Annotated in this window: 11 protein-coding genes and 1 pseudogene; 2 read left to right on the forward strand and 10 right to left on the reverse strand. The window is 41.7% G+C overall.

Annotation, left to right across the window (positions count from 1 at the left end; genetic code table 11):
* Positions 1-182: 182 nt before the first annotated feature.
* The 6 genes from MF4642_RS15605 to ahcY all read right to left on the reverse strand — a co-directional run bounded on the left by MF4642_RS15605 (position 183) and on the right by ahcY (position 10,148).
* Complete coding sequence (locus tag MF4642_RS15605; RefSeq protein ID WP_078426786.1) at positions 183-1,406, reverse strand: multifunctional CCA addition/repair protein; 1,224 nt, start codon at positions 1,404-1,406, stop codon at positions 183-185.
* A gap of 83 nt (positions 1,407-1,489) precedes the next feature.
* Positions 1,490-3,769, reverse strand: a complete 2,280-nt coding sequence (locus MF4642_RS15610) for an NADP-dependent malic enzyme (RefSeq protein ID WP_078426787.1) — start codon at positions 3,767-3,769, stop codon at positions 1,490-1,492.
* Between the two features lie 139 nt (positions 3,770-3,908).
* Positions 3,909-6,785, reverse strand: a complete 2,877-nt coding sequence (locus MF4642_RS15615) for an EAL domain-containing protein (RefSeq protein ID WP_078426788.1) — start codon at positions 6,783-6,785, stop codon at positions 3,909-3,911.
* 181 nt (positions 6,786-6,966) lie between these two features.
* On the reverse strand, positions 6,967-7,683 hold the full coding sequence (locus tag MF4642_RS15620; RefSeq protein ID WP_078426789.1) for a 16S rRNA (uracil(1498)-N(3))-methyltransferase: 717 nt from the start codon (positions 7,681-7,683) through the stop codon (positions 6,967-6,969).
* 40 nt (positions 7,684-7,723) lie between these two features.
* Entirely contained in the window at positions 7,724-8,560 is an 837-nt protein-coding gene (metF, locus tag MF4642_RS15625; RefSeq protein WP_010326382.1) for a methylenetetrahydrofolate reductase [NAD(P)H], read from the reverse strand.
* Positions 8,561-8,765: 205 nt separating this feature from the next.
* Positions 8,766-10,148, reverse strand: a complete 1,383-nt coding sequence (gene ahcY / locus MF4642_RS15630; RefSeq protein ID WP_078426790.1) for an adenosylhomocysteinase — start codon at positions 10,146-10,148, stop codon at positions 8,766-8,768.
* A gap of 221 nt (positions 10,149-10,369) precedes the next feature.
* On the opposite strand from ahcY, the gene MF4642_RS15635 reads away from it, so the two are divergent.
* Together MF4642_RS15635 and MF4642_RS15640 are read left to right on the forward strand one after the other, a co-directional pair.
* A complete protein-coding gene (locus MF4642_RS15635) occupies positions 10,370-10,903 on the forward strand; it encodes a cysteine peptidase family C39 domain-containing protein (protein WP_078426791.1) in 534 nt (177 codons plus the stop codon).
* A 20-nt stretch (positions 10,904-10,923) separates the two neighbouring features.
* Positions 10,924-11,874: a DUF4424 family protein gene (locus tag MF4642_RS15640; RefSeq protein WP_078426792.1), complete on the forward strand. Its 951-nt coding sequence runs from the start codon at positions 10,924-10,926 to the stop codon at positions 11,872-11,874.
* A gap of 37 nt (positions 11,875-11,911) precedes the next feature.
* Here MF4642_RS15640 and MF4642_RS15645 read toward each other — a convergent pair whose 3' ends face one another.
* From MF4642_RS15645 to MF4642_RS17425, 4 genes and pseudogenes are all read right to left on the reverse strand, one after another.
* Positions 11,912-12,430, reverse strand: coding sequence for a tetratricopeptide repeat protein (locus tag MF4642_RS15645; protein WP_162841321.1), 519 nt, complete (start codon positions 12,428-12,430; stop codon positions 11,912-11,914).
* A gap of 79 nt (positions 12,431-12,509) precedes the next feature.
* Entirely contained in the window at positions 12,510-12,848 is a 339-nt protein-coding gene (locus tag MF4642_RS15650) for a DUF3325 domain-containing protein (protein ID WP_078426794.1), read from the reverse strand.
* Positions 12,845-13,645: pseudogene (locus tag MF4642_RS15655) on the reverse strand (PepSY domain-containing protein); the annotation flags it as partial. The pseudogene MF4642_RS15655 and the gene MF4642_RS15650, both read right to left, overlap by 4 nt.
* Before the next feature lie 37 nt (positions 13,646-13,682).
* The coding region (locus MF4642_RS17425; RefSeq protein ID WP_413772799.1) for an IS3 family transposase at positions 13,683-13,797 on the reverse strand (115 nt) is incomplete at its 5' end.

Genomic DNA, 13,797 nt, shown 5'->3' on the forward strand with positions numbered 1-13,797 from the left:
ACTTCATGTACAACCATCATTTTAAAGGCAAAGCTATAATCACCTTGTGTACGTTTAACTCTTTGTTCTCGTTCATGTTCCATAAAATAAGCCTCTTAAAGGTGTAAACTTATTTCAGGACGGGACATAAGTGAAATTAAATAAAGCGCCGATTGTGGCGCTTTATTTGAGTCGATCAAGGTTTAGCTGTATTGAGCCTTCAGTTCTCCAATTGCGTGTATTCGACGTTCAATCAGCATTTCACCGATATCCGGGCCTTTAATATCCGCAGGTAGGTCTTGTGCTTTGATATTTCGCACAACATCCATCACCTTTAAAATATATGCCGACTGTGGGTATTCACGATCTTCAAGCCCTAAACGACCACGTGAGTCACATTCACAGGCCTGCACAAAGGCTTCAACCCGTTCTGGACGACGTAGTACATCTAAGCGTTGAAGTAAGCGCCACAAAGTGCCTGGTTTTAAGGTTAGGGCTTGATGACATTTCAAATGTTCTTTACAGACCGTAATAGCGAGCTGTTTCATCTGCGTTGGGACTTTTAGACGTTCACACACTTCAGTCACAGGTTTGACCCCGCGTTCTTCATGCATAATATGACGCGGTAGCTCGTCCACAGGTGTCAGAGCTTTGCCTAAGTCATGTACCAAAACAGCAAAACGAACATCTAGTGCGTAGTTGGCACGACAAGCTTGCTGTAAGGACATCATGGTATGAATACCACAGTCAATTTCAGGGTGATACTCAGGGCGCTGTGGAATACCGTAAAGTGCCGCGATTTCTGGAAAAAGTACTTTTAAAGCACCACAGCGACGTAGCACTTCAAAGTATTCATCGGCATGATCTTCCATCAGAGCACGAGAGGTTTCTTTCCAAACGCGTTCAGGGGTTAGTGCCTCCAGTTCACCCGAGTCTGCGAGTTGCTGCATCAGTGCTAACGTTTCTTCGGCCACCGAAAATCCTAGGGTTTTATAACGTGCAGCAAATCGTGCAACACGGAGGACGCGTAGTGGGTCTTCTACGAAAGCATCAGAAACATGACGTAAAACACGGAGCTCTAAGTCGCGTTGGCCGCCATAGGGGTCATACAGTGTGCCTTCATCATCCATAGCGATGGCATTGATGGTGAGGTCACGCCGAATTAAATCTTGTTCTAAGGTAACAGTACTGTCGGTATAAAACTCAAAGCCATGATAACCATGCCCTGACTTACGTTCGGTACGGGCAAGTGCATACTCATCTTTTGTTTCAGGATGTAAAAAAACAGGAAAATCTTTACCTACAGGTTGGAAACCTTGGGCAAGCAGTTGTTCAGGCGTTGCACCGACAACTACATAATCTTTTTCGTGATAGGGGTGCCCCAGAAGCTGATCTCGGATCGCACCGCCTACTAAATAAACTTGCATGAAAAAACCTCTATTCTTGCAGCCATCATGCTACAGAATAGAGGTTTTCTCAAGTCACAAGATGCGAGTATAACGACAAACAATTATTCGCCGTTTTTCTCCGCTTCTTGAATTTCCGCTACAGTCAGCGCAGTCATATTCACTAAACGACGGGTAGTTGCCGTCGGTGTAAGAATATGAACTGGTTTCGCTGCACCAAGTAGGATAGGGCCAATGGTAACATTATTACCTGAAGTTGATTTCAACAGGTTAAATGAAATGTTGGCTGCATCCAAGTTTGGCATGATCAATAGGTTCGCAGAACCTTTGAAGCGCGAGTTTGAGTATGCAAAGTTACGGATGTTTTCATCCAATGCCGCGTCCGCATGCATTTCACCTTCAACTTCAAGTTCTGGCGCGATTTGCGTCAAAATTTCAAACACTTTACGCATTTTTTGCGCGCTTGGATCAGTTTGATCTGAACCAAAGCTTGAGTGAGAAAGTAGAGCAACACGTGGTGTCATACCAAAACGACGTACTTCTTCAGCAGCTAAAATTGTCATTTCAGCCAACTGTTCAGCTGTTGGGTTAGTGTTGACATAAGTGTCAGCAATGAACAGGTTACGGTCTTCAAGCATTAAAGCATTCAATGTAAAGAAAGAGTTGTGACCTTCTTTTTTACCAATGATGTTTTTAACGAAGTCTAAGTGAATGTCGTAGCTTGAATACGTACCACATAGCATACCGTCTGCTTTACCATGTTTCACTAACATCGATGCGATCAAGGTTGAACGACGACGTGCTTCACGTTGTGCATATTCAGGTGTTACACCTTTACGCTGCATAAGCGTGTAGTAGTCATCTGCAAACAATTCGTAGTCAGGATTTTTTTCTTGATCCACAATCGTGATGTTCACACCATGTTCAAGACGTAAGCCTAATTTTTTAATGTTCGCTTCAATAACCGCAGTACGACCGACTAAAATTGGTTTTGCAAGATCTTCATCGACCGCAATTTGTACTGCACGAAGTACACGTAGGTCTTCACCTTCAGCATAAGCGATACGTTTCGGATCAGATTTTGCTTGAGCAAAAATAGGTTTCATCATCAGTGCTGAGTTATAAACAAACTCAGAAAGACGTTGACGGTATGCAGAGAAGTCTTGAATTGGACGACTTGCAACACCTGAATCCATGGCCGCTTGTGCAACAGCAGGTGCAATTTCTAAAATCAGACGCTGATCAAGTGGGCGTGGAATTAAGTAATCACGACCAAAGGATGCAGATTTTTCACCATAAGATGCCGCATCTGCTTCAATGTGTGCCATACGCGCAATCGCATATACGCATGCAATTTTCATCTCTTCATTGATAGTGGTTGCGCCTACATCAAGAGCACCACGGAAAATATAAGGGAAGCAAAGTGCGTTGTTCACTTGGTTTGGATAATCTGAACGACCTGTTGCCATGATTACGTCATCACGAACTTCGTGTGCATGTTCAGGCAGAATTTCAGGATCTGGGTTGGCAAGTGCGAAGATAATCGGATCTTTCGCCATTACTTTAACCATTTCTTTGGTTAAGATACCTGCAGCAGATAAGCCGAGGAACATGTCTGCGCCTGCAATCACGTCAGCCAGTTGAGTGCCTTCAACATCTTGTACATAACGTTTTTTAGAGTCGTCTAGACCTTCACGTTTTGTTGTAAGTAGACCTCGTGAGTCTGCAACAATAATATTTTCTTTTTTTGCACCAATGGCACAAAGTAAATCTAGGCAAGACAGAGCTGCAGCCCCTGCGCCTGAAGCGACGATTTTAATTTCGTCAATTTTTTTGCCATTCAATTGCAAAGCATTCAGCAAAGCAGATCCAACGATAATGGATGTACCATGCTGATCATCGTGGAACACAGGGATATTCATACGTTCACGAAGTTTTTGTTCAATATAGAAGCATTCTGGTGCCTTGATGTCTTCAAGGTTGATGCCACCAAAAGTCGGTTCTAATGCAGCAACAATATCGACAATTTTGTCAGGATCATTTTCTGCAATTTCGATGTCAAATACATCAACACCTGCGAATTTTTTAAATAAAACGCCTTTACCTTCCATGACAGGTTTAGAAGCCAGTGGACCAATATTACCTAGACCCAAAACGGCAGTACCATTTGTGATTACGGCAACAAGGTTCCCACGTGCAGTATAAAGCGCTGCTTTTGAAGGATCTTTTTCAATTTCAAGACATGGTGCTGCGACACCAGGTGAATACGCCAAGGCTAAATCGTGTTGGTTGACCAGCTGCTTGCTAGGTGTAACGCTGATTTTCCCTGGGGTTGGGAATTCGTGATAATACAAAGCTTGCTGTTTTAATGATTGATCGTCCATCTGAATCTCTTTGTAGCGTGGGTTAGCCAGCGGAGCTGGTAGTTTTTAGTAGACAAGACCGAATATACCATTAGTTGCTGGCATATCCCAGTGATAGCTGGTGCTTTTTAAGGCAAACTTAGAGCTAAAACAGTCTGATTTATATTAAGTATGTATACGAGGGTGTGTCGAGATGATCTCTTAAATATTGGGTAGCATCGAGCTGCGGAAGAGGTTTGGAAAATAAATAACCTTGCGCGATATCACATTCTAAGTTTTGTAGGTAACTCAGTTGTTGTTCGGTCTCAATTCCTTCCGCCACCACGGTCATACCCATGGCTTTCCCCATGGCAATCATGGCGCTCACAATGGCTTCTTGTTTGCAGTGTCCAATCTTTGAAATGAAGCTTCGATCAATTTTTAAAGTATCGATAGGGAAGTCAGTTAGGTAAGACAGCGATGAATAACCTGTACCAAAGTCATCTAAAGAAATATGGATGCCACGCGATTTGATGGTTTCAAGGAGGTTCTTCACCGCTTCTGAGTTTTCAACCAAAGTGGATTCTGTAATTTCTAATTCGAGGCTACTACCACTGATTTTGTATCGATCAAGAGCTTCATCTAAGTCTTTTAAAAGCTGCCCACGTTGTAATTGTTGGGCAACCACATTGACCGAAACGCAGATATTATCAAAACCCAATTTATTCCATTCTTTGATTTGCTTAGCGGTTTGTAAAATTACAATGCGGCCAATATCTGAAATCAAGCTGGTTTTTTCTGCCATCGGAATGAATAGGCCCGGTGGCACGATGCCTTTGGTCGGGTGATTCCAGCGTACCAACGCCTCAAAACCATAAATCTTCTGATTGTGAAAGTTGATTTTGGGTTGGTAATAAACCACCAACTCATTGTTTTGTATTGCTAGCCTTAAATCGCGTTCTAAATAAATTCCTTCTTCTAATGCAACGGTATTGCTCAGGCTGTAGAACTTGGTGGCATTTCCACCTAAACGTTTTGCTTCACTCAGTGCTTGTTCTGCACAGTTGTTTAAGTAGTCCAGTTGACGACCATGTTCAGGGTACTGCGAAATCCCCATTGAAAGCGTAATAATGTGCTCTTGACCAAAAATATCAAAAGGTAGGCTAAAGGCTTTGTTGATGCGATCAATGTGCTCCTGAACAGAGGGGCGAATATGAGAGACCTCATATACAATTGCAAAATCGTCACCATTTAAGTGAGCCACCATAAGGGCTTCAGCATTGGTTAAACGAAGGCGCTGGGCAACTTGGCGCAGCAGTTCATCGCCGCCATTATTGCTTAAGAATTCATTCAATGGACGGAAACGGTCAATATTGAGTCGAATAATCGCCAGTTGTTTAATGCTGTCTTGTTGAGAAACCAAATACTGATGAAGCTGATAGTTATAGTAAAAACGGTTGGGTAGGTCGGTCAGCGTATCGTAGTTTTCTAAATAGGATAAACGCTGTTCTTGCAGTTTGCGTTCGGTTAAATCGGACACGATACCAATATAATGCGTGACACGATCTTGCTCATCGGTAATGGCATTCAGATGCATCCAAATACACAGCTCTTTGCCTGATAGGAACTTTTCATTAAGTTCACCGTCGTATTCGCCTTTTTTTAGGAGCTGTCCAATGATTTGGTTATGTGTGCTGCGTTGATGTGACTTATAATTCGCAACAATATCAAACAGATGCTTACCATTAATTTGTACAGCTTCAAAGCCAGCCAAACGTTCAAAGAACGGATTTACGTCGATGTAACGCAGGTCTTCATCTAAGATGAAAATCCCTTGTTCAGCTTGTTCAAGGACGCTCGCTGCTAGTCGCAGACGTTCTTGGTTGCTTTTTTCATGTTGAATGTCACGTCGAATACCGACCATTTGTAACGGTTTTTGATTGATTGGATCACGAGCAATGACGCGTCCCGTGTCATGTACCCAGTACCATTTCCCGTTATTGTGTTGCACACGATAAGTGGCTTCATAGCGGTCTGAATGACCGCGTAAATGACTTTTCATTGCAGATTTAAACGGGGCAATATCATTTGGATGAATTAGGTACTGAAGCTGAAGTTGATGCTCTGTGGAATTTTTAAGTACTTTTTCTTGTTTGTGATTGGTCAGGGAAATGAGCCGATCTTTAATATTCCAATCCCAAGGACGAATACCTGAAATTTCATGGGCAAGCGATAGGTTTTCTTGCTTATTTTTTAAGTCTTTATTGATTTGATTTACATCAAAGGTTCGTTCTCGTACTTTTTGCTCAAGCAATTGATTATTCAGTTGTAACTGTTGTTCAATCTCTTTGGATTTATTCACTTCGTTTTGTAGCTGTTTGCATAAATCATCGGTCCAAGCGACTTGTTTTTCAGCTTCTTTTTTCAGCTCTCGATTTTTAATTGAGAGACGGGATAAGTGCTGATTAATACGGTTGGTGGCATTGGCACAGAGCAAAATCACAATCAGAATAAAGTTCACAGCAAGGTGAAAAAGAGTGTGATTGGCATCGAAGTTGATAAATTGCGAGAGGACATAAGGACTAATGGAGGGAATAAAAACCAAACAAAAATAACTAATGCGCTGCGTTAAATAGGTAAGGCAAACGGTCTGTGTGACGATCACTAAAAGTGCAGACAAGAGTAGGGCATTTGTATAGTTAAAATTGCCAGATAGGCTGGGTAAATAGTAATAGATACAGACGACGCCTGCTGCAACCAAAAGACCAATACTTAAACAGATGCCTTGAATCCAGCGGTGCGCATGTTTGGCAGAGTGATTTTTCGGGTTGAAATACACGGTGTTCACGAGCCAAAAAATGCTGAGAATAAACTCAGAAACAAAGAACCATAGGTTAAAATAAAAAGAATCTTGAGAAAAATTATAGTGATATGCACAGAAAATATAAAAATTTAGAATCAGTAAACTACTGATGAGGAAACGAAGATGGCTAATGGAATGCGATATTTGCGCAGTCTGCAAGTGCCGATCAAGATTTTCTGTAGAAATATCTGGCATGAATCGCGAAACCTTATTTTTTTTATGACCCAATGGCGTTGTGTTGTGTCTTTTTTCAAATTTAAATACATTGTGTAAAACACAATCAATTTATATTTTGATATAAGTCAAGGGTAATATTGTTGTACATAATAATCAATATATTAACAGAACAAAAGGGTGACTCGGCTGTTTATGTGATTTAAATCACTAAATTGTAGTTGAGGATTGACAAAGCGACGACGGGCGCTGTCTCTGTACGCAATACACGCTCACCAATACACCAGTTAATAAAACCGTGCTCATTGGCTGTTGTAATTTCAGCCTCACTTAAACCACCTTCAGGCCCAATGAGTAGTGTAATGTTTGGTGTCGCATGTGCCAAAACATCGATTTTTTCTTTATTCGGGGCGAGTACAAGTCGAGTTGCAGGTAATTCGGATGCGAGCCATTTGTCTAAGCTGACTGGAGCATGGATAGTGGGAACAATGTTCATGCCACATTGTTCACATGCCGCGATAGCAATGCCTTGCCAATGATCAATCTTCTTTTGGTCGCGGTCATATTTCAAACGCATTTCACAGCGTTCAGACGTTAATAGTTGAATCTCCGAAACGCCTAATTCAACTGCCTTTTGAATGACATAATCCATACGGTCACCTTTACTCATGACTTGACCGAGTAAAGTTTTAAACGCAGGCGTACGATTGGTTGGGTTAAAAGCAGTGACCTGAACTGATGCTGACTTTTTAGCAACGTCACTTAAGGTCACTTCATATTCGCCGCCTTGTCCATTAAACAAAGTAGCCGTTTCACCGACTTGAGCACGCAAAACTTTTACCCAGTGGTGAAACACAGTTTCAGTCAGTTCGACAGTGTGATCAACATTGAGTTCTGCTTCCATAAAAAAACGAGGCATTCGGTTTTACTCTCAAATAGGGTGAATCTAGTTTAAATACTTATGCTAAACCGAGGTCTAGTACAAGCTGACGGGTAGGATCAGTCGTGTTCATGGTGTAGAAGTGCAAACTCGGTGCGCCACCTGCAATCAGGCGTTCACAAAGTTTCACAATCACTTCATGACCGAAGGCTTTGATGCTGGCAGTATCGTCACCATAAGTTGCCAGTTGTTTACGAATCCAACGTGGAATCTCAGCGCCTGTACCATCTGCAAAGCGAATCAAGTTGCTGGCATTGGTAATTGGCATAATGCCTGGTGCAACTGGAATGTTCACGCCTTCTTTTTGAATGCGATCTACAAAGTAGAAGTAGGCATCTGGATTAAAGAAGAACTGAGTCAGTGCCGCATTCGCACCTGCATTGGCTTTGTCGCAAAAACGTTGAATGTCTAGGTCAAAACTATCTGCTTGAGGGTGCATTTCTGGATAAGCGGCAACCTCAATTTTGAAATGATCGCCCGAATGTTCACGGATAAAACGTACCAAATCCGTAGCATAAGGTAGTTCCCCTAGGCCAACTTGACCTGAAGGTAAGTCACCACGCAGCGCCACAATACGGTCAATGCCTTGATCTTTATAAATGTCGAGTAACTCAGCAATACGTGCTTTGTCATCACCAATACAAGATAAGTGCGGTGCAACAGGTGTACCTTTACCATTGAATTCAGCAATGGCAGCAAGGGTACGTTCACGGGTAGAACCACCAGCACCGTAAGTAATTGAGAAGAACTCTGGGTTTAATAACTGAAGTTCTTGGTGTACGACTTTAAGTTTTTCTGCACCAGCATCGGTTTTGGTTGGGAAAAACTCAAAAGAAATTGGAACTTTTTTGCTCATCATCAAATCCTTTTTTATAAATGCTATTTTTTGTGTTTGCTCTCATCCCATCCTTCTCCCAGAGGGAGAAGGGGATTCATTACATTGAATAGAGATAACAAGATTTCACTGCTAACATCATTTGGTAATGAAAGTCCCTCTCCTGAGCAGACTTTAAGCACTGCTTTAAAGTTCAGCGCAAGAGAGGTTAGGAGAGGTTTGCAACTTAGTATTTATAAGCATCCGACTTGAATGGGCCTTCAACTTGAACACCTAAGTAATCTGCTTGTACTTGAGTCAAAGTTGTTAACACACCGCCAAAACCAGCAACCATTGCTGCCGCAACTTCTTCATCTAATTTCTTAGGAAGTAGTTCTACGCGAATAGCCGCTTGTTTTTGATCTTCAGCAAGATCCGCAAATTTTTCAGCGAACAAGTGCATTTGACCTAGTACTTGGTTGGCAAAAGAACCATCCATAATACGTGATGGGTGACCTGTTGCATTACCTAGGTTAACTAAGCGACCTTCAGAAAGAAGGATCAAGTAATTGTTTTCATCTTCTGAACGATAAACTTGGTGAACTTGAGGTTTCACTTCAACCCACTTGTAACCACGTAAGTAGTTGGTGTCGATTTCAGTGTCGAAGTGACCGATGTTACACACCACTGCACCTGCTTTTAATGAGTCAAGCATTGCAGCGTCACATACGTGGTAGTTACCTGTTGTTGTTACGATTAGATCAGTATTTTGAAGAAGGTCAACATTGATGTCTTCTTTCTTGCCTGTTTGTACGCCATTTTTGTATGGAGATACAACTTCGTAACCGTCCATGCATGCTTGCATCGCACAGATTGGGTCAACTTCAGTCACACGTACAATCATGCCTTCTTGACGAAGAGATTGAGCAGAACCTTTACCTACATCACCGTAACCGATTACAAGTGCACGACGTCCAGATAAAAGCATATCTGTACCGCGTTTAATCGCATCATTGAGTGAGTGACGGCAACCATATTTGTTGTCATTTTTAGACTTAGTTACAGAGTCATTCACGTTGATTGCAGGAACTTTCAAAGTACCGTCACGAAGCATTTCATACAGACGTTGAACACCTGTCGTCGTTTCTTCAGTTACGCCGTGGATTTTTGCAATCACTTCAGGATATTTTTCATGAACAAGTAGGGTTAAATCACCGCCATCATCCAAAATCATGTTGGCATCCCAAGGTGTGCCATTCACATTGATTTGTTGTTCTAAACACCACATGTATTCTTCTTCTGTTTCGCCTTTCCAAGCAAATACAGGAACACCAGACGCAGCAATTGCAGCAGCAGCGTGGTCTTGAGTAGAGAAGATGTTACAAGAAGTCCAGCGAACTTCTGCACCTAATTCAACCAATGTTTCAATTAAAACAGCAGTTTGAATGGTCATGTGGATACAGCCAAGGATTTTCGCACCTGCAAGTGGTTTTGCAGCAGCATAACGCTTACGAAGACCCATTAAAGCTGGCATTTCAGCTTCAGCAAGTTTGATTTCTTTACGGCCGTAGTCAGCGAGTGAAATATCAGCAACTTTGTAATCTGTAAATGAAGCAGTAACCGCGTTCATCACGATCTCCTAATATAAAAAATTGATCATTCAGTTCGCGGATGCCGTTGTTGATTCAAAAGGGATTTGAACCGGATCGTCGAGCCTAGCGATTTCACATTTATGTACCTGTGAAAAAGTCGCAGCATCCCTCGACTAGCGAAGTATTGTACTTGGAAATTGATTCAGTTCCAACGATGTTTTGTTTATTATCAACACAATCATCTTTTTTGAATTGTGTTATGGCTTTGAATATCCCTGAATCCTTAATGAACCTTGAAGCCAATGGCGGTATTTATGCGGTATGGATGCTACTCCAGCATTTATATATCGATGCGGATATTGAACAGTTGATAGAGGTCTGTGGTTATGATGCAGAAAACGGAACGACAACCATTGGCTTGGCAGTTGGATTAAAGAAATTTGGCTTTGATGTTCAATTTTATACTGATGAAGACCCAGAGCTTCAAGCACAAGAAAAATTGAGTTATGCAGAAGCTGAGCAACTAAAACTGCCAGTTTTAGCGGCCATCAATTACCAACAAATTCAACAGGCATTTGAGCAAAATAAATTTATCATTGTCTATTACGATACTTTAGATGGCATTGGAAATCATTCACTGGTTTATTCTATAGATGAGCAGGAAATCTGTTTCTTTGATAGTTTTGATGCGATGCCTGCATCTGTATTTGAACAGCAACGTCAAGTCGAGGGCATCTGCCGACAAGTGATCGTGCTTGATCATTCAAGCGCTCGCATGGAAACAGCACAATAAACATGAAAAGAAGACGTTAAATGAAAAAAATCCTTGGACTATGCGTGTTCATCTCTATGCAAATCAGTGCGAATGACAGTACGGGTTTTGTGGCAACGGGCGGTGTGCAATATCTGAAAAATCCAAAAATCAGTATGCAAAGTGAAGATTTGTTTATCAGTAAAAACATCATTCGGGTGAATTACCAATTTAAAAATCTTACAACTCAAGATATTACGGAAACTGTTTTATTTCCTTTGCCGCGTGTGGGCAGTTCGCGTGAAAGTGATTTTGCGCATACCGAACAATTGATTCAAAGCTTTAAAGTACAAGCCAATGCACAAAAGATTCAGCCAGAAACGCATGTGCGTGCATTTTTACCCACTTTAACGGCAGGTGGTGACTTCAATTCCAATGATGACGTTGTCGATGTGACTGCAGGTTTGAAAAAATGTGGTTTTTCAGATCGAGATTTGATGTATCCGTGGTTATTGCAGCAAGACTCTACACTTAATCTGCGTTTGTACCGTTGTCAGGACAAAACGGTGCAGCAGCTTTTAAAACCTTATCAGGTGGATGATGAAATTTATTGGGAATCGCAAATTATTTATAGTTGGCAGCAGACGTTTAAGGCCAATGCGTTGACCCATGTAAAACATGAGTACATGCCATTGGTCGGTGGTTCGGTCTCTTTATATCCAGAAGAGGATGAAAAAACCTATTGTATGGATCAAAACTTCAAAGCGGGTTTGAAAAAGACCAAGTCGCAATATGCCCCTTATCAAGCTTTGGGCTATATCTTAAAAACGGGTGCAAATTGGGCGAAACCTATTCAAAGTTTTAAACTGACCATTGAGCGTGACCCGAATGAGTTGGTTTCATTTTGTTGGAATGGTCAGGTGAAAAAGATCAGTTCGACACAATTTCAAATGACAGAAAAGAATTTTGTGCCGAAACAGGATTTAGATATTATTTTTGTGCGTAAGTTTTAAGTAGTAAAAAAGCCCATCAAAGGATGGGCTTTTGATTTTATTCCTGTTCTGCGGCATCTGCCTTGTCGTGCCAGTATTTGGCTTTTACCTCATCCGCATCGACACCTAGGGCATTTTCATAAATGAATGCCAAATCACGCATGGCTTGAGCTTCACCCAGTTCCGCTGCTTGTTGTACCAGTTCAATTGACTTAGCGACATCCTTTTCAACCACATCACCACGACGGTAAAAACCAGCCAACTCTAATATTGCACTAGGGTGTTTCAGCTCAGCGGCCTGTTTTAACCAGTGATGTGCATGTCCAAAGTAGGTTTCAGCTTCGCTTGGATCTTCTTCACGAAGTTCTTTGGCATAAAAAGCATAACCTTCACCTAGCCAATACATGGCTTCCACATGACCCAATGCTGCTGCTTTGAGCGCCCATTCTTCTGCAAGCGTAATTTCATCTTCATTTTCACTTTGCATATACAGTTCAGCAAGTTCAAATTGAGCGTCACTATTACCCGTTGTTGCGAGGTTGACCAATTCAGCAGGAATTTTAGGAGATTTAGGCATACAAATAACCAAAGATTTAAACTGTGGATAGCCTAATGCTTTCAAGTGAAAAAGCCAATCCGAAGATTGGCTTTTAGGTTCAGATCAGGTGCAAAGTTAGGCTGAATATAAATAAGAGTAAAACTGAAACAGCGATATTCTTAATTTTTTGCTCAAAATAACTTAAACAAAGTCCAACAAACAGTGCAGCGAAGCTAATTACGCCAATCCAATAACTGATTTCGGTACTCCAATGTCCTTGTGTTAAGCAAATGAGCAAAGAAACAATTAACAGGAACCAACCCACAGTGGTTGCTAAGCGTGTTTGCTGAAGTGTTAGTTCTTTAGCAAAGATTTGCTTTTGGTGCTTAGACATACTGCTGGCAAGAGCAAAAAAACCTAAGGTTGCTAAAGTCCAAATGATCAGAAACCAAATCATGCTTCGGCCTCCTGAACAGGTACTTTCACTTTTTTATTCGGCAAACCTTGATGTTTTTTAACTTTGTCATAAGCGAAATAGAAAATCACTGCCATTACCCACATGGCTAAATCAACCGATGCAATCATCCACTGACCCTGCCCAACGCTGTTCCACAAAGCTTGACCGCCTGTCATCAAGTTGACCACTGGCAGCAGGGCGAAAGCGAGTGTTGCCAATAAAAGTAAGTCTAACCATGCTTGGCGGTGGGTACGGAAAATGGCATAAATCAGCGTGAGTAACCATACTATAAAGAAGCTACGAATTTCCCAGTTCAGGCGCATTTCTACATCTGCTGGAATGAAACGGTTGGCATAAAAATATGCCGCGCAGGCCAAAGGCAAACCAATAATGGCTGCAATATTCAGGACTTCAACTAGTCGGAAACCAAACGATTTATAGCCTTGTTTCTGCTGTTGGGGTGCACGTTTTACACACCAAAGGATCAGACCTGTCGCCACCATGAGCGTGCCTAAAATACCTGAACAGAATAGTAACCAACGCAGTGCTAAGTCGAGGCCACGCGCTTCGTGTAAGACAGTGGCCACGTTATAAATGCCACTTGGAATCGATGGGTTTTTTATCCGTATATTTTTATCCGTTTCGTCTTGACCCGTGACCCCTTTGTAGTTGAGTGTTGCATACACATTGCGATGCGCGACACTTTCAGCACGTAAAGCACGCAACTCAATTTTGGCTTGGTCTGTATTGGGTGAAATAATGTTAATTAAAGCAATTGGGTTGTCTTTCCACTGTTGAACCGTACCGGGTTTGTCGGAGGCTTTTTTATTTAAGTTAGGCCACCTGACCTAACGGGTTAATCTTATCATAGTACATTGCTTCAAACTCAAAAGGCGATACATAACCCAGTGCACTGTGTACACGCTTTTTATTGAACCAATATACCCAG

It is taken from the genome of Acinetobacter sp. MF4642, assembly GCF_002018925.1.
In the GTDB taxonomy this organism is placed as follows: Bacteria; Pseudomonadota; Gammaproteobacteria; order Pseudomonadales; family Moraxellaceae; genus Acinetobacter; species Acinetobacter johnsonii.

Excerpts from the sequence above, each read along its gene's own strand:
- MF4642_RS15605 (WP_078426786.1), bottom strand. The coding sequence starts at position 1,406 with ATGCAAGTTTATTTAGTAGGCGGTGCGATCCGAGATCAGCTTCTGGGG.
- MF4642_RS15640 (WP_078426792.1), top strand. The coding sequence starts at position 10,924 with ATGAAAAAAATCCTTGGACTATGCGTGTTCATCTCTATGCAAATCAGT.
- MF4642_RS15615 (WP_078426788.1), bottom strand. The coding sequence starts at position 6,785 with ATGCCAGATATTTCTACAGAAAATCTTGATCGGCACTTGCAGACTGCG.
- MF4642_RS15645 (WP_162841321.1), bottom strand. The coding sequence starts at position 12,430 with ATGCCTAAATCTCCTAAAATTCCTGCTGAATTGGTCAACCTCGCAACA.
- MF4642_RS15650 (WP_078426794.1), bottom strand. The coding sequence starts at position 12,848 with ATGATTTGGTTTCTGATCATTTGGACTTTAGCAACCTTAGGTTTTTTT.
- MF4642_RS15635 (WP_078426791.1), top strand. The coding sequence starts at position 10,370 with ATGGCTTTGAATATCCCTGAATCCTTAATGAACCTTGAAGCCAATGGC.
- MF4642_RS15610 (WP_078426787.1), bottom strand. The coding sequence starts at position 3,769 with ATGGACGATCAATCATTAAAACAGCAAGCTTTGTATTATCACGAATTC.
- metF (WP_010326382.1), bottom strand. The coding sequence starts at position 8,560 with ATGAGCAAAAAAGTTCCAATTTCTTTTGAGTTTTTCCCAACCAAAACC.
- MF4642_RS15620 (WP_078426789.1), bottom strand. The coding sequence starts at position 7,683 with ATGCCTCGTTTTTTTATGGAAGCAGAACTCAATGTTGATCACACTGTC.
- ahcY (WP_078426790.1), bottom strand. The coding sequence starts at position 10,148 with ATGAACGCGGTTACTGCTTCATTTACAGATTACAAAGTTGCTGATATT.